34 protein-coding genes are annotated in these 20,050 nt (G+C 45.5%); 4 read left to right on the top strand and 30 right to left on the bottom strand.

Translation table 11 applies throughout. The annotated features are described in order from the left end of the window. The first annotated feature begins 105 nt into the window (after nucleotides 1-105). Nucleotides 106-567, top strand: a complete 462-nt coding sequence (locus VEJY3_RS01470; RefSeq protein WP_014230676.1) for a GNAT family N-acetyltransferase — start codon at nucleotides 106-108, stop codon at nucleotides 565-567. Between the two features lie 89 nt (nucleotides 568-656). Here the strand turns inward: VEJY3_RS01470 and VEJY3_RS01465 are convergent, their stop codons facing one another. Further along, the gene (locus tag VEJY3_RS01465) at nucleotides 657-1,256 is read right to left on the bottom strand and encodes a LysM-like peptidoglycan-binding domain-containing protein (RefSeq protein ID WP_014230675.1); all 600 of its coding nucleotides are present in this window, start codon (nucleotides 1,254-1,256) and stop codon (nucleotides 657-659) included. A 230-nt stretch (nucleotides 1,257-1,486) separates the two neighbouring features. Here VEJY3_RS01465 and VEJY3_RS01460 point away from each other — a divergent pair, with 230 nt between their 5' ends. Together VEJY3_RS01460 and VEJY3_RS01455 are read left to right on the top strand one after the other, a co-directional pair. Further along, a complete protein-coding gene (locus VEJY3_RS01460; protein ID WP_014230674.1) occupies nucleotides 1,487-2,107 on the top strand; it encodes an FKBP-type peptidyl-prolyl cis-trans isomerase in 621 nt (206 codons plus the stop codon). A 144-nt stretch (nucleotides 2,108-2,251) separates the two neighbouring features. Then, on the top strand, nucleotides 2,252-2,728 hold the full coding sequence (locus VEJY3_RS01455) for a DUF2780 domain-containing protein (protein ID WP_014230673.1): 477 nt from the start codon (nucleotides 2,252-2,254) through the stop codon (nucleotides 2,726-2,728). Nucleotides 2,729-2,897: 169 nt separating this feature from the next. Here the strand turns inward: VEJY3_RS01455 and rplQ are convergent, their stop codons facing one another. The 29 genes from rplQ to rpmE form a co-directional block, all read right to left on the bottom strand. Then, the gene (gene rplQ / locus VEJY3_RS01450) at nucleotides 2,898-3,278 is read right to left on the bottom strand and encodes a 50S ribosomal protein L17 (RefSeq protein ID WP_005383141.1); all 381 of its coding nucleotides are present in this window, start codon (nucleotides 3,276-3,278) and stop codon (nucleotides 2,898-2,900) included. Nucleotides 3,279-3,304: 26 nt separating this feature from the next. Beyond that, nucleotides 3,305-4,297, bottom strand: a complete 993-nt coding sequence (locus VEJY3_RS01445) for a DNA-directed RNA polymerase subunit alpha (protein ID WP_014230672.1) — start codon at nucleotides 4,295-4,297, stop codon at nucleotides 3,305-3,307. Between the two features lie 24 nt (nucleotides 4,298-4,321). Further along, nucleotides 4,322-4,942, bottom strand: a complete 621-nt coding sequence (rpsD, locus tag VEJY3_RS01440; protein ID WP_014230671.1) for a 30S ribosomal protein S4 — start codon at nucleotides 4,940-4,942, stop codon at nucleotides 4,322-4,324. A gap of 27 nt (nucleotides 4,943-4,969) precedes the next feature. Next, complete coding sequence (gene rpsK / locus VEJY3_RS01435; RefSeq protein WP_001118870.1) at nucleotides 4,970-5,359, bottom strand: 30S ribosomal protein S11; 390 nt, start codon at nucleotides 5,357-5,359, stop codon at nucleotides 4,970-4,972. An 18-nt stretch (nucleotides 5,360-5,377) separates the two neighbouring features. Then, the gene (gene rpsM, locus VEJY3_RS01430; protein ID WP_005383154.1) at nucleotides 5,378-5,734 is read right to left on the bottom strand and encodes a 30S ribosomal protein S13; all 357 of its coding nucleotides are present in this window, start codon (nucleotides 5,732-5,734) and stop codon (nucleotides 5,378-5,380) included. Between the two features lie 149 nt (nucleotides 5,735-5,883). After that, nucleotides 5,884-5,997 carry a 50S ribosomal protein L36 gene (gene rpmJ / locus VEJY3_RS01425; protein ID WP_000868186.1) on the bottom strand — a complete coding sequence of 38 codons (114 nt, stop codon included), beginning with the start codon at nucleotides 5,995-5,997 and terminating at the stop codon, nucleotides 5,884-5,886. Nucleotides 5,998-6,035: 38 nt separating this feature from the next. After that, complete coding sequence (gene secY, locus VEJY3_RS01420) at nucleotides 6,036-7,370, bottom strand: preprotein translocase subunit SecY (protein ID WP_014230670.1); 1,335 nt, start codon at nucleotides 7,368-7,370, stop codon at nucleotides 6,036-6,038. A 20-nt stretch (nucleotides 7,371-7,390) separates the two neighbouring features. Further along, the gene (gene rplO, locus VEJY3_RS01415) at nucleotides 7,391-7,825 is read right to left on the bottom strand and encodes a 50S ribosomal protein L15 (RefSeq protein WP_005383155.1); all 435 of its coding nucleotides are present in this window, start codon (nucleotides 7,823-7,825) and stop codon (nucleotides 7,391-7,393) included. Nucleotides 7,826-7,830: 5 nt separating this feature from the next. Next, nucleotides 7,831-8,007: a 50S ribosomal protein L30 gene (gene rpmD, locus VEJY3_RS01410; RefSeq protein WP_000201159.1), complete on the bottom strand. Its 177-nt coding sequence runs from the start codon at nucleotides 8,005-8,007 to the stop codon at nucleotides 7,831-7,833. A gap of 7 nt (nucleotides 8,008-8,014) precedes the next feature. Beyond that, nucleotides 8,015-8,518, bottom strand: coding sequence for a 30S ribosomal protein S5 (gene rpsE, locus VEJY3_RS01405; RefSeq protein WP_004745894.1), 504 nt, complete (start codon nucleotides 8,516-8,518; stop codon nucleotides 8,015-8,017). Between the two features lie 14 nt (nucleotides 8,519-8,532). Further along, nucleotides 8,533-8,886, bottom strand: a complete 354-nt coding sequence (gene rplR, locus VEJY3_RS01400) for a 50S ribosomal protein L18 (RefSeq protein ID WP_005435088.1) — start codon at nucleotides 8,884-8,886, stop codon at nucleotides 8,533-8,535. 9 nt (nucleotides 8,887-8,895) lie between these two features. After that, the gene (gene rplF, locus VEJY3_RS01395; protein ID WP_014230669.1) at nucleotides 8,896-9,429 is read right to left on the bottom strand and encodes a 50S ribosomal protein L6; all 534 of its coding nucleotides are present in this window, start codon (nucleotides 9,427-9,429) and stop codon (nucleotides 8,896-8,898) included. 13 nt (nucleotides 9,430-9,442) lie between these two features. Continuing rightward, a complete protein-coding gene (gene rpsH / locus VEJY3_RS01390; RefSeq protein WP_005450567.1) occupies nucleotides 9,443-9,835 on the bottom strand; it encodes a 30S ribosomal protein S8 in 393 nt (130 codons plus the stop codon). Between the two features lie 29 nt (nucleotides 9,836-9,864). Then, the gene (gene rpsN, locus VEJY3_RS01385; protein ID WP_004745888.1) at nucleotides 9,865-10,170 is read right to left on the bottom strand and encodes a 30S ribosomal protein S14; all 306 of its coding nucleotides are present in this window, start codon (nucleotides 10,168-10,170) and stop codon (nucleotides 9,865-9,867) included. Between the two features lie 17 nt (nucleotides 10,171-10,187). Next, entirely contained in the window at nucleotides 10,188-10,727 is a 540-nt protein-coding gene (gene rplE, locus VEJY3_RS01380) for a 50S ribosomal protein L5 (protein ID WP_005455660.1), read from the bottom strand. Nucleotides 10,728-10,751: 24 nt separating this feature from the next. Then, the gene (rplX, locus tag VEJY3_RS01375; protein ID WP_014230668.1) at nucleotides 10,752-11,069 is read right to left on the bottom strand and encodes a 50S ribosomal protein L24; all 318 of its coding nucleotides are present in this window, start codon (nucleotides 11,067-11,069) and stop codon (nucleotides 10,752-10,754) included. Nucleotides 11,070-11,082: 13 nt separating this feature from the next. Continuing rightward, nucleotides 11,083-11,454 carry a 50S ribosomal protein L14 gene (rplN, locus tag VEJY3_RS01370; protein ID WP_004410450.1) on the bottom strand — a complete coding sequence of 124 codons (372 nt, stop codon included), beginning with the start codon at nucleotides 11,452-11,454 and terminating at the stop codon, nucleotides 11,083-11,085. A 162-nt stretch (nucleotides 11,455-11,616) separates the two neighbouring features. Beyond that, nucleotides 11,617-11,871 carry a 30S ribosomal protein S17 gene (gene rpsQ, locus VEJY3_RS01365; protein WP_005379575.1) on the bottom strand — a complete coding sequence of 85 codons (255 nt, stop codon included), beginning with the start codon at nucleotides 11,869-11,871 and terminating at the stop codon, nucleotides 11,617-11,619. Continuing rightward, complete coding sequence (gene rpmC / locus VEJY3_RS01360; protein ID WP_005379576.1) at nucleotides 11,871-12,062, bottom strand: 50S ribosomal protein L29; 192 nt, start codon at nucleotides 12,060-12,062, stop codon at nucleotides 11,871-11,873. Before rpmC ends, rpsQ begins: the two co-directional genes overlap by 1 nt. Next, entirely contained in the window at nucleotides 12,062-12,472 is a 411-nt protein-coding gene (gene rplP / locus VEJY3_RS01355; RefSeq protein WP_005379577.1) for a 50S ribosomal protein L16, read from the bottom strand. The genes rpmC and rplP overlap by 1 nt, the downstream gene beginning before the upstream one ends. A gap of 11 nt (nucleotides 12,473-12,483) precedes the next feature. After that, the gene (gene rpsC, locus VEJY3_RS01350; RefSeq protein WP_014230667.1) at nucleotides 12,484-13,182 is read right to left on the bottom strand and encodes a 30S ribosomal protein S3; all 699 of its coding nucleotides are present in this window, start codon (nucleotides 13,180-13,182) and stop codon (nucleotides 12,484-12,486) included. An 18-nt stretch (nucleotides 13,183-13,200) separates the two neighbouring features. Next, entirely contained in the window at nucleotides 13,201-13,533 is a 333-nt protein-coding gene (gene rplV, locus VEJY3_RS01345) for a 50S ribosomal protein L22 (protein WP_014230666.1), read from the bottom strand. 10 nt (nucleotides 13,534-13,543) lie between these two features. Continuing rightward, nucleotides 13,544-13,822 carry a 30S ribosomal protein S19 gene (gene rpsS, locus VEJY3_RS01340; protein WP_004394525.1) on the bottom strand — a complete coding sequence of 93 codons (279 nt, stop codon included), beginning with the start codon at nucleotides 13,820-13,822 and terminating at the stop codon, nucleotides 13,544-13,546. 21 nt (nucleotides 13,823-13,843) lie between these two features. Next, nucleotides 13,844-14,668 (bottom strand): 50S ribosomal protein L2, encoded by an 825-nt coding sequence (gene rplB / locus VEJY3_RS01335; RefSeq protein WP_014230665.1) that lies wholly within the window; start codon nucleotides 14,666-14,668, stop codon nucleotides 13,844-13,846. A 15-nt stretch (nucleotides 14,669-14,683) separates the two neighbouring features. Further along, nucleotides 14,684-14,986: a 50S ribosomal protein L23 gene (rplW, locus tag VEJY3_RS01330; protein ID WP_004398471.1), complete on the bottom strand. Its 303-nt coding sequence runs from the start codon at nucleotides 14,984-14,986 to the stop codon at nucleotides 14,684-14,686. Beyond that, entirely contained in the window at nucleotides 14,983-15,585 is a 603-nt protein-coding gene (rplD, locus tag VEJY3_RS01325) for a 50S ribosomal protein L4 (protein ID WP_014230664.1), read from the bottom strand. Before rplD ends, rplW begins: the two co-directional genes overlap by 4 nt. 17 nt (nucleotides 15,586-15,602) lie before the next feature. Beyond that, complete coding sequence (gene rplC, locus VEJY3_RS01320; RefSeq protein WP_014230663.1) at nucleotides 15,603-16,232, bottom strand: 50S ribosomal protein L3; 630 nt, start codon at nucleotides 16,230-16,232, stop codon at nucleotides 15,603-15,605. Between the two features lie 14 nt (nucleotides 16,233-16,246). Then, on the bottom strand, nucleotides 16,247-16,558 hold the full coding sequence (rpsJ, locus tag VEJY3_RS01315) for a 30S ribosomal protein S10 (RefSeq protein ID WP_004410492.1): 312 nt from the start codon (nucleotides 16,556-16,558) through the stop codon (nucleotides 16,247-16,249). Between the two features lie 458 nt (nucleotides 16,559-17,016). Further along, on the bottom strand, nucleotides 17,017-17,238 hold the full coding sequence (gene rpmE, locus VEJY3_RS01310) for a 50S ribosomal protein L31 (protein ID WP_014230662.1): 222 nt from the start codon (nucleotides 17,236-17,238) through the stop codon (nucleotides 17,017-17,019). A 297-nt stretch (nucleotides 17,239-17,535) separates the two neighbouring features. Here rpmE and priA point away from each other — a divergent pair, with 297 nt between their 5' ends. Next, nucleotides 17,536-19,740 carry a primosomal protein N' gene (gene priA, locus VEJY3_RS01305; protein ID WP_014230661.1) on the top strand — a complete coding sequence of 735 codons (2,205 nt, stop codon included), beginning with the start codon at nucleotides 17,536-17,538 and terminating at the stop codon, nucleotides 19,738-19,740. Nucleotides 19,741-20,050 lie beyond the last annotated feature (310 nt).

Raw genomic sequence — 20,050 nt, 5'->3', positions numbered from 1 at the left:
ATTCTCGCTGAACCTAGAATCTTGAAGTTATTTGGGTATAGTTAATGAGTATTAGCAGAAAACCGAGTAAAGTCAGTAACACAAAATCAATAACGGAATAGAGAAATGCTTACCTGGATGACTTTGCCTTTCGCTCAACTGACCACACTACAACTCTACGAGCTAATGAGATTACGTGTCGATGTGTTTGTTGTAGAGCAAACCTGCCCATATCCGGAGCTAGATGGCAAAGACACACTGGACGGAGTCTATCACCTGCTCGGCTATCACGATGATGAATTAGTTGCTTGCGCTCGCTTATTACCGGCTGGAACAACCTACGACAACGTCAGTATTGGTCGCGTCGTTACTAAAAAAACGGCTCGCGGCGGGGGTTTAGGTCATAAACTGCTGGAAGAAGCATTAACACAGTGTGAAGCACTTTGGCCTGAACAAACCATCGATATTGGCGCTCAGGAACACCTCATTGAGTACTACTCACGCCACGGGTTTAATGTCATTTCAGACAGCTACCTTGAAGATGGTATTCCACATGTCGACATGCGTAGAGAAGCAGCGACGAAGTAAACCGAGACAATGACCTCCCCGCTATCTTCCAACAAAAAAGACGCGACTTGAGCGCGTCTTTTTTACAACATGTCTTTTAGCCGATATCGCTATTTATTGCGTCCGAAGGTTCCATCAGATAAGCGGAAGAACATAACCGAGTGGTCGCCCTTTTCGAGCTGTAACATATCAAGCTGACCATCATCAGAGAACTTAAAGCGAATCAACTGTCCCTGCCTGATATGACTCAGTGGCTTGTCGCTACCCTCAATTTTGACCAGCGAGCTGAGATCAGCCATAGACAACTGGTTATTGCGGAAGACCTGCGCGAGCGTGTCGCCATTCTTCACTTGATACTCTTTCCAATTTTCAGACTTTGGACCTGAGTTCTGGGACGTGCGTTGCTGGCTCAAACTTTGGGTGTTCAAATTAATCGCAACACGTTGATGATCAACAGGCTGAGTTTGCTCAACTAACTCTTCGGTTTTCTTTGGCATCGGGACAATAAGAATCAAAAGCAGCAGTGGCACCAACACCATCAATGCTCGTTGATGGAATTTAGGTAGACGTTGCCAAAACGCAGTAACTGGCTGTACGCGTTCTAACCACTTAGTTTTGTCGAACGGCTGCTTCCAGTCGATAGCAGCGTATTTTTGTTTGATCAACTCGACGTAGTCGACTTGCTGCTTTTTCTTTCTGCGACGATTCATTGCGATAGACCCCTTAATACTTACTGCCAGTATAAAAATACCAGCGCGGAGAGTATATGTTTTTCACTCAAGTAAAATGGAATTTGGATTAAATTAGCAGAAAATTCACTTGGAGTAAGAGATAAGTCACACCCTCAATGGTCAGACGAGACAATCTGAGCCAATCATTTAAACCTTAGCTCGAAACTGATATCCTGTGACCTTTAACACTCCTAATAAGAGCGACATTTATGTCTGAAATTAAATTTGAAACTGCAGAACAAAAAGCAAGCTACGGCATTGGTCTGCAAATGGGTCAGCAACTAGCAGGTTCTGGTCTAGAAGGTCTTAGCGTTGATGCAATCGCAGCAGGTATTGCTACTGCACTAGTTGGTGACATGCCAGCAATTGAAATCGACGAAATCAACAAAGCGCTACAAGAGCTACACACTCGCGCTGAAGCAGTTCGTCAAGAAGCAGCTAAAGCTGCAGCAGCTGACGGCGAAGCGTTCCTAAAAGACAACGCTCTACGCCCAGAAGTTAAAGTTCTAGAATCTGGCCTACAGTACGAAGTTATCTCTGAAGGTACTGGCGAAATCCCAACAGCAGACAAATCTGTACGTGTTCACTACCACGGTGAGCTAACAGACGGTACTGTATTTGACAGCTCTGTTTCTCGCGGTCAACCAGCTGAGTTCCCAGTAACGGGCGTAATTAAAGGTTGGGTTGAAGCACTACAACTAATGCCAGTTGGTTCTAAGTGGAAACTATACGTACCACAAGATCTTGCGTACGGTGAGCGTGGCGCAGGTGCTGCAATCCCTCCATTCGCAGCACTAGTATTCGAAGTAGAACTACTAGACATCCTATAATTGAAATTCTTTTCAATTACGGTTTCTAAAGCGGCGCTCTTGCGCCGCTTTTTTTGTTTAAGTTAAAAGTCGTTGTTCTCTTAAACATAAACTGTCACTCTAACGACCTAATAATTAAAAACACGCTCAACCGTTGGAGGTACTATGCGTAAAACACTCCTAACTCTAGCACTGCTATCGATGAATATCGGCAGTGCACATGCTTTCCTGGATTCAGTAGTAGAAAAAAGTAACGAGAGCGGACTGATGGACATGGTCGGTAAAAGTTTAAGTACAGAGTCTTCACCATTAACTGAATTGCTGACAAGTCAATTACCAGTATCCACTGAACAAGCTGCAGGTGGCAGCAGTGCATTACTAGCGCTAGCACAAAGCCAACTGTCTGGTGAAAATAGCAGTGAGTTAGAGTCCCTTATTCCTGGACTGTCTAGCCTGAGTGGAGCACAAAGCTTGTTAGGTAATGTCGAAAGCCTAAGCGCGGTACAAAGTGCATTTGATACGCTTGGACTTGATGCTTCGATGATTAGCCAGTTTGCGCCAGTTATTCTGCAATACCTAAGCGAACAGGGCGCAAGCACAGGCTTGCTCGACTCTTTAACTGGTTTATGGTCTGGTGAATAAGTAAGAGTTACGAAGTAATAAGAGCTAAGCGTTGTTATTCTACATTCAGACTAGAGTGAATTTCTTAACGTCACAAAAGTTATAACGCGCTTAGATTTTTACTTATTTGAAAAGTTACAGATACAAAAAAGCCGAGCTAACGCTCGGCTTTTTCGTTCTTACGAACTGATTACTCAGCAGCTTCTTCAGCAGCTGGGCGATCTACAAGCTCAATGTAAGCCATTGGAGCTTTGTCACCAGCACGGAAGCCAGCTTTTAGGATACGAGTGTAACCGCCCTGACGAGCAGCAAAACGTGGACCTAGTTCGTTAAATAGTTTTGCAACTACTTCGTTGTCACGAGTACGTGCAAATGCTAGACGACGGTTAGCAACACTGTCAGTCTTAGCTAGTGTAATCAAAGGCTCAACTACGCGACGTAGCTCTTTTGCTTTTGGCAAAGTAGTCTTGATAACTTCATGACGTACTAGAGAGCTAGCCATGTTGCTGAACATCGCTTTGCGATGTGAGCTGTTGCGGTTGAGTTGACGACCACTCTTACGATGGCGCATGACCTAATCCTTCTAACTAGTATCGATTAATCTTCAGCGATTGATGCAGGTGGCCAGTTTTCTAGGCGCATGCCCAGAGACAGACCACGTGACGCAAGTACGTCTTTAATCTCAGTAAGAGATTTTTTACCAAGGTTAGGCGTTTTAAGTAGCTCTACCTCAGTACGTTGTACTAGATCACCGATGTAGTGAATCGCTTCTGCTTTCAGACAGTTAGCAGAGCGAACTGTTAGTTCAAGATCGTCTACAGGACGCAGTAGGATCGGATCGAATTCTGGCTTCTCTTCCTTCTCCTCAGGAACACGTACATCACGAAGATCTACGAACGCATCCAATTGTTCAGCTAGGATAGTAGCTGCACGACGGATTGCTTCCTCAGGTTCTAGAGTACCGTTTGTTTCCATATCGATAACAAGCTTGTCTAGATCAGTACGCTGTTCTACACGAGCTGCTTCTACAGCGTAGGCAATTTTGTCTACTGGGCTGTAAGTAGCATCTACTAGTAGGCGACCGATTGGACGCTCGTCTTCTTCAGTATGGATACGCGCAGAAGCTGGAATGTAACCACGACCACGTTCTACTTTAATACGCATAGCGATTTCAGCATTGTCATCAGTTAGGTGACAAATAACGTGTTCAGGGTTAGCGATCTCTACATCACCATCATGGGTGATGTCACCTGCAACCACAGGGCCCGAGCCTGATTTGTTCAAAGTAATGAACACTTCATCTTTGCCTTCAGCCACACGCACTGCCAAACCTTTAAGGTTTAGAAGGATTTCAAGAATATCTTCTTGTACGCCTTCTTTAGTGCTGTATTCGTGAAGTACGCCCTCAATCTCTACTTCTGTCACTGCACAACCAGGCATAGAAGATAGAAGAATGCGGCGAAGTGCATTACCCAGAGTATGACCAAAGCCACGCTCTAATGGCTCAAGAGTTACTTTTGCGTGAGTCGAGCTGATTTGTTCGATGTCAACTAGACGTGGCTTAAGAAATTCTGTTACAGAACCCTGCATTGTGTCCTCTCTTTAGTTTAAACCTTACTTAGAGTAAAGCTCGACGATCAATTGTTCGTTGATGTCAGCTGATAGATCAGAACGCTCAGGCATACGCTTGAATGTACCTTCCATCTTGCCACCATCTACTTCAATCCAAGTTGGTTTTTCACGTTGTTCAGCAACTTCTAGAGCAGCTTTAATACGAGATTGCTGTTTAGCTTTCTCGCGGATAGAAACAACGTCATTAGCCGCTACTTTGAAAGAAGGAACGTTTACAACTTTACCGTTTACTAGGATAGCTTTGTGGCTAACTAGCTGACGTGCTTCTGCGCGAGTTGCACCAAAGCCCATGCGGTAAACTACGTTATCAAGACGACCTTCAAGAAGCTGAAGTAGGTTTTCACCAGTGTTGCCTTTTAGGCGAGCAGCTTCTTTGTAGTAGTTACGGAATTGTTTTTCTAGAACGCCGTACATACGACGAACTTTTTGCTTCTCACGAAGCTGAACGCCATACTCAGATAGACGACCGCGACGAGCGCCGTGTACACCTGGTGCGTTATCAATTTTACACTTGGTATCGATCGCGCGAACACCAGACTTAAGGAATAAGTCAGTGCCTTCACGACGGCTAAGCTTCAGCTTAGGACCCAAATATCTTGCCATGATTCTTCTCCAATTGTCCTAGAAACGTTATACGCGACGTTTCTTAGGTGGACGACAACCGTTATGAGGGATTGGTGTAGCATCAACGATGTTTGTGATGCGGAAACCAGCAGCGTTCAGTGCACGAACAGTTGATTCGCGACCTGGACCTGGACCCTTAACCATAACTTCCAAGTTCTTTAGGCCGTATTCTTTAGCCATTTCAGCACAACGCTCAGCAGCAACCTGTGCAGCGAACGGAGTAGACTTACGAGAACCACGGAAACCAGAACCACCTGCAGTAGCCCATGCAAGAGCGTTACCTTGACGGTCAGTAATGGTTACGATTGTGTTATTGAAAGAAGCATGGATGTGCGCAACGCCATCTGCAACTTGCTTGCGTACGCGCTTACGAGCGCGAGTTGGTTGTTTAGCCATTGTACTCTACCTTCCCGATTATTTCTTGATCGGCTTACGCGGACCCTTACGGGTGCGAGCGTTGGTTTTAGTACGCTGTCCACGTAGTGGTAGACTGCGACGATGACGAAGACCACGGTAACAGCCAAGGTCCATAAGACGCTTGATGTTCATAGATACTTCACGACGTAGATCACCTTCTACAGTGTACTTAGCTACACCATCACGCAGTTGATCGATCTGCTCTTCAGTTAGTTCACTGATCTTAACATTTTCAGCAATACCCACTTCAGCTAGGATAGCTTGAGAGCGAGTTTTACCGATGCCGTAGATCGCAGTTAGTGCGATTACAGCATGCTTCTGATCAGGAATGTTAATGCCTGCTATACGGGCCATTATTCACTCCTAAGTGTTTCTATAAAAGAATTAGCCGCAGCAAAGCCCGTTATGGATACGCTGCGGAGTACTACTTCTTTTGCACGCAAAAGGTAGGCCGAGGAATATACTCGACCTAACCTTCGTTTTCAAGTAAAAATTTCTGCTAATTAGCCTTGGCGCTGTTTGTGCTTTGGCTCACTGCAAATCACGCGAACGACACCGTTACGCTTGATTACTTTACAGTTACGGCAGATTTTTTTAACGGAAGCACGAACTTTCATTGCTAAACTCCGTAAATGAAACTGAGTCTACCGCCGGATTAACGGCCGTAGCCTTTCAGATTCGCTTTCTTCAACACAGAATCATACTGTTGAGACATCATATGAGTCTGTACCTGTGCCATAAAGTCCATAATTACAACCACTACGATTAGTAGTGATGTACCGCCGAAGTAGAAACGTACGTTCCACGCGACCATCATGAACTCGGGAATCAGACAGATAAAGGTAATGTACAGTGCACCTGCAAGGGTAAGACGTGTCATCACTTTATCAATGTATTTCGCTGTCTGCTCACCTGGGCGGATGCCGGGTACGAATGCACCTGACTTCTTCAAGTTATCTGCTGTTTCGCGAGGGTTGAAAACCAACGCTGTGTAGAAGAAACAGAAGAAGATAATTGCTGCTGCATAAAGCATTACATACAGCGGTTGACCTGGGCTAAGAGCCAAAGACACGTCAGTTAACCAACCGAACGCGCTGCTCTCACCGTTCTGACCAAACCACTGAGCCAGTGTTCCTGGGAACAGGATAATACTTGATGCGAAAATCGCTGGAATAACACCTGCCATATTGATTTTAAGTGGCAGATGCGAGCTTTGTGCAGCAAATACTTTACGACCTTGTTGACGCTTCGCGTAGTTAACAACGATTCGACGTTGACCACGCTCCATGAAAACAACGAAGTAAATGACTGCAAAAGACAATACCGCGATTAGCAACAGAAGAAGTACATGCAATTCACCTTGACGCGCTTGCTCGATTGTTTGACCGATTGCAGAAGGCAATCCAGCAACAATACCTGCAAAAATTAGTAACGAAATACCGTTACCAATTCCACGCTCTGTAATTTGTTCACCTAACCACATTAGGAACATGGTGCCGGTTACTAAACTTACGGTAGCAATAAGCGTAAACATGGTTTGGTTGATAACAACCAGATTATCGACCATGTTTGGTAAGCCCGTTGCAATACCTATAGCCTGGAAGGTTGCAAGTACAAGCGTGCCGTAGCGTGTGTATTGGCTTATCTTACGACGGCCTGCTTCACCCTCTTTTTTGAGTTCAGCTAACGCTGGATGAACTACAGTTAGCAATTGGACAACAATAGATGCCGAAATATACGGCATGATGCCCAATGCTAATATAGATGCACGCTCAAGAGCACCACCGGAGAACATGTTAAACATTTCTACGATGGTACCTTTTTGCTGGTCGAACAATTCGGCAAGTACAGCAGCGTCAATACCAGGGATCGGCACAAAAGAGCCTGCTCGGAATACTAAAAGTGCACCAATTACGAATAATAAGCGCGACTTCAGCTCACTTAAGCCGCTCTGAGCACTACGAAAATCTTGTCCTGGTTTCTTAGCCATCTGTACCTCGTTCCTCGAGATTATTCCTCGATTTTACCGCCTGCAGCTTCGATTGCAGCTTTAGCGCCTTTAGTCACACGTAGACCTTTTACAGTCACTGCTTTGTTGATTTCACCAGAAAGAACAACTTTTACGAATTCGATGTTCTTAGTGATGATGTTAGCAGCTTTAAGACTGTTAAGATCAACTACGTCACCAGAAACTTTCGCTAGCTCAGCTAGACGAACTTCAGCAGACACTAGGCTCTTACGAGAAGTGAAACCGAATTTTGGTAGACGTTGTTTCAGAGGCATCTGACCGCCTTCGAAACCTGGACGAACGCTGCCGCCAGAACGTGATTTTTGACCTTTGTGACCACGGCCACCAGTTTTACCTAGGCCTGAACCGATACCACGACCTACTCGCTTCGCAGAAGTTTTCGCGCCAGCAGCCGGTGCTAGAGTATTCAAACGCATTCTGATTACTCCTCAACTTTAACCATGTAGTAAACCTTGTTGATCATACCGCGTACGCACGGAGTATCTTCAAGTTCTACTGTGTGGTTGATTTTACGAAGACCTAGACCGCGCAAAGTAGCTTTGTGCTTAGGTAGACGACCAATTGAGCTTTTAGTTTGAGTTACTTTAATAGTTGCCATGGTGTTCTTACTCCGAAATAGATTCAACAGTTAGACCACGTTTAGCAGCAACCATTTCTGGTGACTTCATGCTACCTAGTGCATCGATCGTAGCACGAACGATGTTGATAGGGTTCGTAGAACCGTATGCTTTAGATAGTACGTTGTGTACACCAGCAACTTCTAGTACTGCACGCATCGCACCACCTGCGATAACACCAGTACCTTCTGCAGCAGGCTGCATGTAAACTTTAGAGCCCGAGTGGCGACCTTTCACTGGGTGGTGAAGAGTGCCTTCGTTTAGAGCGATCGTAGTCATGTTACGACGCGCTTTTTCCATTGCTTTTTGAATCGCTGCAGGTACTTCACGAGCTTTGCCGTAACCGAAACCTACACGACCATTACCGTCACCAACTACTGTTAGTGCAGTGAAGCTCATGATTCGACCACCTTTAACCGTTTTAGAAACACGGTTAACTGCGATTAATTTTTCTTGCAAATCATTCGCTTGAACTTGTTGTTCTTTAGCCATCTTCCAACCCTACCTTAGAATTTCAGACCAGCTTCGCGAGCAGATTCTGCTAGCGCCGCTACTCGACCGTGGTATTGGAAACCAGAACGATCAAATGCAACTGCAGTTACGCCTTTTTCAAGAGCGCGCTCTGCAACAGCTTTACCTACTGCTTTAGCTGCATCAACGTTACCAGTGTATTTCACTTGCTCACGGATCGCTTTTTCTACAGTAGAAGCTGCTGCGATAACCTCAGAGCCATTAGCCGCGATAACCTGTGCGTACACGTGACGAGGAGTACGGTGTACAACTAGGCGAGTCGCACCCAGTTCTGCAATCTTACGACGTGCACGTGTAGCACGACGGATGCGAGATGCTTTCTTATCCATAGTGTTACCTTACTTCTTCTTAGCTTCTTTAGTACGCACATTTTCATCTGCGTAACGAACACCTTTACCTTTGTAAGGCTCAGGTTGACGGTAAGAACGAATGTCAGCCGCAACTTGACCAACTAGTTGCTTGTCAGCACCAGTGATCACAATTTCAGTTTGGCTTGGACATTCAGCTTTAATACCCGCTGGCAACTCGTGCTCAACTGGGTGTGAGAAGCCTAGTGTTAGACCTACAGCGTTGCCTTTGATAGCAGCACGGTAACCAACACCTTTAAGAGTTAGCTTCTTAGTAAAGCCTTCAGTAACACCAACAACCATGTTGTTTACTAGTGCACGAGCAGTACCTGCTTGTGCCCAAGCGTTAACAACACCTTCTTTAGGACCGAAAGTTAGGTTGTTTTCTTCCTGAGCGATAACAACTGCATCGTTAAGAACGCGAGTTAGTTCGCCTTTAGCACCTTTTACAGTGATTTCTTGGCCGTTTAGTTTCACCTCTACGCCAGCTGGAATAGCGACAGGTGCTTTTGCAACACGAGACATAGTCTACTCCTTATTAAGCTACGTAGCAGATGATTTCACCACCAAGACCTGCTTTACGTGCAGCGCGGTCTGACATAAGACCCTTGGAAGTAGAAACGATAGCAATACCAAGACCACCCATTACAGAAGGAAGTTGATCTTTCTTCTTGTAAACACGTAGACCTGGACGAGAAACACGTTTAAGTTGCTCGATTACTGGTTTAGCTTGGAAGTACTTAAGTGTAACTTCTAGCTCAGGTTTTGCTTCGCCTTCAACAGCGAAGTCAACGATGTAACCTTCAGCTTTTAGTAGTGCAGCAATTGCAACTTTAAGCTTTGAAGAAGGCATTTTTACAGCAACTTTGTTTGCTGCCTGACCGTTACGAACGCGGGTCAGCATATCCGAAATCGGATCTTGCATGCTCATATGATTTACTCCAAATGATTAAGTGGCAATTACCAGCTAGCCTTACGAAGACCCGGAATCTCGCCTTTCATGCAAGCTTCACGAACCTTAATACGGCTTAGACCGAACTTACGTAGGTAACCGTGTGGACGACCAGTTTGGTTGCAACGGTTGCGCTGACGTGATGCACTTGAATCACGTGGAAGAGATTGCAATTTAAGAACTGCATTCCAACGATCTTCTTCAGATGCGTTTACATCGCTAATGATAGCTTTTAGCGCTGAACGCTTTTCAGCGAACTTAGCTACTAGCTTTGCACGTTTTGCTTCACGTGCTTTCATTGAATTTTTAGCCATAACAGTAACCCTTCACCTTACTTACGGAATGGGAAGTTAAAGGCAGCCAGCAGAGCACGGCCTTCCTCATCAGTACCAGCAGACGTCGTAATAGTGATGTCTAGACCGCGTACTCGATCAACTTTATCAAAGTCGATTTCCGGGAAGATGATTTGCTCGCGAACGCCCATGCTGTAGTTACCGCGTCCGTCAAAAGACTTAGCGCTAACGCCACGGAAGTCACGTACACGTGGAAGAGCGATGTTAATTAAACGCTCAAGAAAATCCCACATACGTTCGCCACGCAAGGTTACTTTACAACCGATAGGGTAGCCTTCACGGATTTTGAAACCTGCAACAGATTTGCGCGCTTTTGTGATAAGTGGCTTTTGACCAGAGATCGTTGCCATATCAGACGCTGCATTTTCTAGCAGTTTCTTATCGTTGATTGCTTCACCAACACCCATGTTTAGGGTGATTTTCTCGATTCTAGGGACTTGCATGACGCTTGTGTAGCTAAACTGTTTGGTCAGTTCAGCGACTACAGACGACTTGTAGTAATCATGCAGTTTCGCCATAGTAGAACTCCAAATTACTTCTAATTAGTTAGAAACGGTTTCGCCGTTAGACTTAAAGAAACGAACTTTCTTACCATCTTCAAAACGGAAACCGATACGGTCAGCTTTACCAGTAGCTGCGTTAAAGATTGCAACGTTAGAAGCATCAATTGCTGCTTCTTGTTCAACGATGCCACCTTGTTGACCTAGAGCCGGAACCGGCTTTTGGTGCTTCTTAACAAGGTTGATACCTTCAACGATAACTTTACCGGTTGCTAGAACCTTAGTTACTTTACCTTTCTTGCCTTTGTCTTTACCAGCAAGAACGATTACTTCGTCGTTACGACGGATTTTAGCTGCCATTTCTACGTGCTCCTTACAGAACTTCTGGAGCCAGTGAAACGATCTTCATGAACTTATCGCCACGAAGTTCGCGTGTCACAGGACCAAAGATACGTGTACCGATTGGTTGCTCTGTATTGTCGTTCAACAATACGCAAGCATTTCGGTCGAAGCGAATGACAGAACCGTCAGGACGACGTACGCCTTTACGGGTGCGCACTACCACCGCCTTCAGAACATCACCTTTTTTTACTTTACCGCGAGGAATTGCTTCCTTCACAGTAACTTTGATGACGTCACCGATATGTGCATAACGGCGGTGAGAGCCACCCAGAACCTTAATACACATTACGCTGCGTGCGCCTGAGTTATCAGCTGCGTCCAGCATACTTTGCATTTGGATCATGTTAGTGCTCCGCTAAATATTAATAACTAGACCCATCACGGGTCGGGCTGCCTCTTTAAAAGGGACGCGAATTGTACCACCCTTTTTTGTGATTGGGTAGTCAAAAAATAAACGGCTCCAAAAATATTTTGGAGCCGCTTTAGTTTCATAGAATTAACGAGATTAAATCTTCGCCTTTTCTAGAACTTTTACCAAAGTCCAAGACTTAGTCTTAGACAGTGGACGACACTCTGCGATTTCAACTGTGTCGCCTAGGCCACACTCGTTGTTCTCGTCATGTGCGTGTACTTTAGTCGTACGTTTAACGTATTTACCGTAGATAGGGTGTTTTACGAAACGCTCGATAGCAACAGTGATAGACTTGTCCATCTTATCGCTAACAACACGACCTTGTTGAGTACGTTTTACTTCGCTCATTATGCGCCTGCCTTCTCAGTCAAAACAGTTTTCACACGTGCGATATCACGGCGTACAGCTTTCAGAGTATGAGTTTGCTGTAGTTGACCAGTTGCAGCTTGCATGCGCAAGTTGAACTGTTCACGTAGCAAATTCATTAGCTCAGCGTTAAGCTCTTCAACGCTTTTCTCGCGTAGATCTTGTGCTTTCATCACATCACCTGCTTAGTTACAAATGTAGTTTTGAAAGGCAGTTTACGTGCCGCAAGACGGAACGCTTCACGTGCCAATTCTTCAGGTACACCACCCATTTCGTACATAACCTTACCAGGTTGGATTTGGGCTACCCAGTACTCAACGTTACCTTTACCCTTACCTTGACGAACTTCAAGTGGTTTTTCTGTGATTGGTTTGTCTGGGAACACACGGATCCAGATTTTACCTTGACGCTTAACGTGACGTGTCATTGCACGACGTGCCGCTTCGATTTGACGAGCAGTTAGACGACCACGGCCAACAGCTTTAAGACCGAATTCGCCGAAGCTTACATCAGTACCTTTAGCTAGACCACGGTTACGACCAGTCTGAACCTTACGGAACTTAGTACGTTTAGGTTGTAGCATCTGTCGACTCCTTACTTACGGCCTTTACGCTGCTTCTTAGGCTTGTCGCCTTTAGGCTCTACAGCGTTAGCTGCTGGCATACCACCTAGGATCTCACCTTTGAAGATCCAAGTTTTAATGCCGATCACACCGTATTGAGTGTGAGCCGAAGAAGTTGCGTAATCAATGTCAGCACGTAGAGTGTGTAGAGGCACACGGCCTTCACGGTACCACTCAGAACGTGCGATTTCAGCGCCGCCTAGACGACCACTTACTTCCACTTTGATACCTTTAGCGCCTAGACGCATTGCGTTTTGTACCGCGCGCTTCATAGCACGACGGAACATAACACGACGCTCTAGCTGAGACGCGATGCTGTCACCAACAAGTTGCGCATCTAGTTCAGGCTTACGTACTTCAGCGATGTTAATTTGCGCTGGTACACCTGCAATTTTAGCTACAGCTGCGCGTAGCTTCTCTACGTCTTCACCTTTCTTACCGATAACAACGCCTGGACGAGCAGTGTGAATAGTCACACGGATGCTCTTAGCAGGACGCTCGATAACGATACGTGATAGAGACGCTTTTTTCAGTTCACCTGTAAGGAACTGACGTACCTTGAAGTCGCCGTCTAGGTTGTCAGCGAAATCTTTGGTGTTAGCAAACCATGTAGCATTCCAAGGCTTAACGATGCCTAGACGAATACCATTAGGATGTACTTTTTGACCCATTGCTTACTCTCCTAGTCTCTAGCGATCTGCTACAACAACAGTGATGTGGCTTGAACGCTTCAAGATACGATCCGCACGACCTTTAGCACGAGGCATAATACGCTTCATGGTTGGGCCTTCATCTACAAAGATTTTTGCGACATTCAGATCGTCAATATCTGCACCTTCGTTGTGCTCCGCGTTAGCGATAGCAGACTCAAGAACTTTCTTAACTAGTTCAGCAGCTTTTTTGTTGCTGAAAGTTAGGATTTCTAGAGCTTGGTCAACAGATTTACCACGGATTTGATCCGCAACTAAGCGAGCTTTCTGAGGCGAAATGCGAGCAAAGTTATGTTTAGCAATTGCTTCCATTATCTACTCCTTAGCGCTTCTTAGCTTTCTTATCCGCAGCGTGACCGCGGTAAGTACGTGTAGGTGCGAATTCACCCAGTTTGTGACCGATCATTTCATCAGTTACAAATACTGGTACGTGCTGACGACCATTATGGACAGCGATGGTCAAACCGATCATCGTAGGGATGATCATTGAACGACGGGACCAAGTCTTAATAGGCTTTTTGTCTCCGCTTTCCACCGCTTTCTCTACCTTCTTCAGCAAGTGTAGGTCAATAAAAGGACCTTTCTTGAGAGAACGTGGCATGGCGATTCCTCTTTAAATAGATTACTTGTTACGACGACGTACGATGTACTTGTCAGTGCGTTTGTTCTTACGAGTCTTGTAGCCTTTAGTTGGCATACCCCAAGGAGATACTGGGTGACGGCCACCAGAAGTACGACCTTCACCACCACCATGTGGGTGATCAACCGGGTTCATTACCACACCGCGAACGGTTGGACGAACACCGCGCCAGCGAGTAGCACCAGCTTTACCAAGTTCACGTAGCATGTGCTCAGAGTTACCAACTTCACCGATTGTTGCACGGCCTTCAGAAAGAACTTTGCGCATTTCGCCAGAACGTAGACGGATAGTTACGTACGTACCGTCGCGAGCAACGATTTGAGCGTAAGCACCAGCTGAACGAGCTAGCTGACCACCTTTACCAGGCTTAAGTTCAACGTTATGTACTGTTGAACCTACTGGGATGTTACGCATTGGTAGAGTGTTACCAGCTTTGATAGGTGCATCAACACCAGACTGAACAACATCACCAGCTACAACACCTTTAGGTGCTAGGATGTAGCGACGCTCACCGTCTTTGTAAAGAACTAGAGCAATGTTTGCGCTACGGTTTGGATCGTATTCAAGACGCTCAACTGTCGCTGGGATACCGTCTTTAGTACGTTTGAAGTCAATTACACGGTAGTGATGCTTGTGACCACCGCCGATATGACGTACTGTGATACGACCGTTGTTGTTACGACCACCATTCTTAGAGTTTTTCTCTAGAAGAGGTGCGTATGGCTTGCCCTTGTGTAGGTCAGCGTTAACAACTTTAACAACGTGACGACGACCAGGGGAAGTCGGCTTACATTTAACAATAGCCATTTTTAACTACTCCTGTTATTCCGCGCCGCCAACGAAGTCAAGATCTTGACCTTCTTTCAAAGTAACGTACGCTTTCTTAACGTCGCTGCGGCGACCTTGGCGTAGACCTTGACGTTTGGTCTTACCCTTAGTGATAAGAGTATTTACAGACTTAACTTCAACTTCAAATAGCTTTTCTACAGCTGCTTTGATCTCTTTTTTAGTTGCATCTTTAGCTACTTTGAAAACGATAGTGTTCGCTTTCTCAGCTGCCATAGTTGCTTTTTCAGAGATGTGCGGTGCACGTAGAACTTTTAGGATACGCTCTTCAGTGATCATGCTAGCATCTCCTCAACTTGTTTAACTGCTTCAGCAGTCATTACAACTTTGTCGAACGCGATTAGTGAAACTGGATCAATACCAGCTACGTCACGTGCGTCAACTTTGTATAGGTTACGAGCCGCTAGGAATAGATTCTCATCTACTTCGCTAGTCACGATTAGAGCGTCAGTTAGCTCAAGCTCTTTAAGCTTAGCAACTAGCTCTTTAGTCTTTGGTGCTTCAACTGAGAAGTTATCAACAACGATTAGACGCTCTTGACGAACAAGCTCAGAAAGAATGCTCTTCATAGCACCGCGGTACATTTTCTTGTTTACTTTTTGGCTGTGATCTTGTGGTTTCGCAGCAAAAGTAACACCACCCGAGCGCCAGATTGGGCTACGGATTGTACCAGCACGCGCACGGCCAGTACCTTTTTGACGCCATGGCTTAGCGCCACCGCCAGAAACTTCTGAACGTGTTTTTTGAGCACGAGTACCTTGACGAGCACCTGCTGCGTACGCAACAACTACTTGGTGTACAAGAGCTTCGTTAAACTCACGTCCGAAAGTAGTTTCGGAAACAGTTAGTGCATCAGCACCTTTAACCATTAGTTCCATTACTTACTCCTGAGACGTTATGCTTTAACAGCTGGTTTAACGATCACGTTGCCGCCAGTTGCGCCTGGGACTGCACCTTTAATAAGAAGCAGGTTGCGCTCAGCGTCAACACGTACGATCTCTAGGTTTTGAGTCGTTACACGCTCTGCACCCATGTGACCTGCCATTTTCTTGCCTTTAAATACGCGACCTGGAGTCTGACATTGACCGATAGAACCAGGAGCACGGTGAGACAATGAGTTACCGTGAGTCATATCTTGAGTACGGAAGTTCCAACGCTTAACAGCGCCTTGGAAGCCTTTACCCTTAGATGTACCAGTAACGTCTACTTTCTTAGTTTCGTTGAATAGTTCAACAGTTAGTTCAGAACCAACTTCAAACTCTTCGCCGTTTTCTAAACGGAATTCCCAAAGACCGCGACCAGCTTCAACGCCAGCTTTAGCAAAGTGACCTGCTTCAGCTTTGTTTACGCGGTTAGCTTTCTTTGCACCAGCAGTAACCTGGATTGCAGCGTAGCCGTCAGTTTCTAGAGTTTTCACTTGAGAAACGCGGTTAGCTTCAACTTCAACAACAGTTACTGGGATAGAAACGCCGTCTTCAGTAAATACGCGGGTCATGCCCACTTTACGACCGATTAGACCAATCATTCTTCTAATCTCCCTTAACCTAGGCTAATTTGAACGTCAACGCCCGCAGCAAGGTCTAGACGCATTAGAGCATCAACAGTTTTGTCTGTTGGCTCAACGATGTCGATTAGACGCTTGTGAGTACGGATTTCGTACTGGTCACGTGCTTTCTTGTTAACGTGTGGAGAGATAAGAACTGTGAAACGCTCTTTACGAGTTGGTAGTGGGATTGGACCACGAACCTGTGCGCCAGTGCGCTTAGCTGTTTCAACGATTTCCGCTGTAGAAGCGTCGATTAGTTTGTAATCGAAAGCTTTTAGGCGGATACGGATACGTTGGTTCTGCATGAGACAGAGCTCCAAATTAAATAAATTACACAAACAATATCGCCACTCAAACTCGTCAAGACGAGAGAATGCCGATTGATTTATGTGAAACCGTAGCATCCAAGATTAGGACGCATTGTCAGTTAATTTTCGATTAACTATCCCTACATACCAAAGTCACCTTTGGGGATAGTTTTTCCGAAGAAAAGATAGCTAATTGTATTAACCGCGAACATAAGCTGAGTCTACATTACCTAATAAATCTTTGGATTTATTAGCTCCTCACTGCTCATTGGTTCACAACTGGCTTAACCAGTGCGCTGCATTATACAGATCACATTTTAGGTTGCAAGCATTGAGTGAAAAATAATCGAGACAATTTTTAACTCACTGATTTACTACCACCAGCCAGTGTTACTATAAACAAAAAGGACGCCGAAGCGTCCTTTTCTAAACTGTAATCGTAATAGCAGTCGCTATTATTTCTTACCGCTTGATAGTGCACCGAAACGCTTGTTGAAGCGATCAACACGGCCGCCTGTATCAACGATACGTTGCTTACCAGTGTAGAATGGGTGGCACTTGTCACATACGTCTAGGTGGATAGACTCTTTACCTAGAGTAGAGTTGAACTCGAAAGAGTTGCCGCAAGAACAAGTAGCTTGTACTGCTTTGTATTCTGGGTGGATACCAGCTTTCATGGGATAACCTCAATAGTAGGCCGTGTCGCTATACGAGTCTAAGCCGCACACCACACGTAATTAATATCAAAAGTGCGATACCGCATCAGCATAATGCTGAAGCCATATCTCAAGGCGCGATATACTAATGAATCGCACTGATGGGATCAACACATTTGGCAATTTTTTCGCCACTTTTTTAGCCAGTCTACTGCTCATCGCCTGTTTGAACGGAGATCAGTGAGCTTTACTCGAATTTTCATTCCAACTTTAATAGACTCTAAGCTCCTTTCCCTCTTTATATTACAGCTGAACTTTATGCGTCCATCCATTGCCAGAGTGGCATTACCCGTTCCACTCGACAAACAGTTTGATTATGCCATCCCGGGGCACCTGTTCCCGATCATTGGTGGGCGCGTTTCCGTACCTTTTGGACGCCAGACCTTAGTAGGCATCGTTACTGCGATGGTGAATCACTCTGATTTTCCTAAAGAGCAGCTTAAACCAATTAAAGCCGTATTGGACTCACAACCTATCTGGTCAGAAAAGCTGTATTCATTGCTCACATGGTGTAGCCATTTTTATCAGTATCCATTGGGCGATACGCTTCACAATGCAATGCCAGCAGCGCTGAGAAAAGGAAAACCAGCCGATTTTGCCACCTTGCAGGAATGGCAGATCACCGAAGCGGGTAAAGACAAACTGATGCAAGGACTTGATCGTCGGGCCGTGAAGCAACAAAAAGTTCTGCAAATCCTGGTAGATGGAGCCGTGCCGCACCAAGAGATTGTAGAGCAAGAGATCGCCTCAACAGTGCTGAAATCGGTCGAAGAGAAAGGTTGGATTGAGCGAATTGAGAAAATGCCAACGATTTCAAACTGGCCTCAGCAAGTCGAAAACGACGTCGACAAACCCAAACTTAACCATGAGCAGGCGTTAGCTATCGCCAGCGTCAATAGCCAAAGTGGTTTTGCCTGCTATTTATTAGAGGGAGTAACAGGCTCTGGTAAGACCGAGGTTTACCTCAATCTGATCAAGCCAGTGTTGGAAAAAGGACGACAAGCGTTAGTTCTGGTGCCAGAGATAGGCCTGACACCACAAACTATCAACCGCTTTAAGCACCGCTTTAAAGTGCCGGTTGATGTTATCCACTCAGGATTGAATGATACCGAACGTTTAAACGCTTGGTTATCGGCTCCTGATAAAGCGGCGGGAATTATCATTGGGACACGCTCCGCCCTACTGACGCCATTTGCTGATCTCGGCATTATTATTGTCGACGAAGAACACGACTCTTCATATAAACAACAAGACAGTTTGCGCTACCACGCTCGTGATGTTGCTGTAATGCGTGCGCACAAAGAGCAAGTGCCTATTGTGTTGGGCTCTGCGACTCCGGCTCTTGAAACGCTGCACAATGCGTTGACGGGTAAATATCATCACCTGACATTAACCCAGCGAGCAGGCTCTGCGGTGCCAACCACTAATAAAGTACTCGACGTAAAAGGTCAGTATTTAGAAAGTGGATTGTCTGCGCCACTGATTGCTGAAATGCGTAAACACCTAAAAGCGGGCAATCAGGTGATGCTGTTTCTTAACCGCCGAGGTTTCTCCCCAGCCCTAATGTGCCATGAATGTGGCTGGATAGCCGAGTGTAAACGCTGTGATGCCTACTACACCTTCCATCAATACAGTAACGAAATACGCTGCCATCATTGCGGCTCACAGCAGCCTGTAATTCATCAGTGTCAGGGATGTGGTTCCACTCAGTTAGTAACGGTCGGTGTCGGCACTGAGCAGTTAGAGCATCAATTGGCGCAACTCTTCCCAGAATACAAAGCCATTCGTATCGACAGAGACAGCACCCGCCGTAAAGGCAGCTTAGAAGATGCCCTTGAATCAATTCGTAAAGGTGAGTTCCAGATTTTAATTGGTACCCAGATGCTGGCTAAAGGACACCACTTCCCCAACGTAACGCTGGTTGCCTTGTTGGATGTGGATGGCTCTTTATACAGTAGTGATTTCCGGGCTTCTGAACGCCTCGCGCAGCTTTTTATTCAGGTTGCAGGCAGGGCTGGTCGTGCGAGTAAGCCTGGAGAAGTAATTTTGCAGACTCACCACCCCGAGCACAGTTTGTTACAAGCATTGCTGCAAAAAGATTACCGCCACTTTGCCATGACCGCATTAGAGGAGCGGAAGTTAGCGCAACTACCTCCCTACAGTTACCTGACTCTATTTAAAGCAGAGGCAAACCAAAGTGAGGTAGTCGAAGACTTCCTGCGCCAAGTTCGTTTTACGCTGGAGTCTCACCCACTGTTTGACGACACTTGTATGGTACTTGGCCCGACCCCCTCGCCTTTGGCTAAACGGGCAGGCAAATATCGCTGGCAACTCTTGCTGCAAACCCAACACCGGTCATTAATGCAAAAGTTATTAACCAGTGCCAAACCTGCTATTGAGTTGTTACCTAATGCCAAGAAAGTACGTTGGAATTTAGACATAGAACCACAGGATCTCAGCTAGCAAACGTTTAGCTATGTAATGAATTACCTTTTAATGTGATACATATCACGTTGTCATTGTGGATTTTGTTAAACAGACCGTAACTTTCGCTATAGAAATGAATAGACTATCCCAATTAGTAAAGTCTTAAGTGCTTTGCAGAAAAAGACTTTAAATGAACACCATAGCGATTCCCCAAATTTGAAGTGTTGTTCTGGTAATAAAGACGTACTTTACTCGGCAAATAAACACCAGAAATGTGATGGTAAAGTGCGAATTTATCTGTACTCAATGACAGTAATTTCACTAAAGGGAATAACGTCACCTTGGC

The sequence above is a fragment of the Vibrio sp. EJY3 genome, assembly GCF_000241385.1.
Taxonomy (GTDB): Bacteria; Pseudomonadota; Gammaproteobacteria; order Enterobacterales; family Vibrionaceae; genus Vibrio; species Vibrio natriegens.
This window is presented reverse-complemented; position numbering and strand designations above follow the sequence as displayed.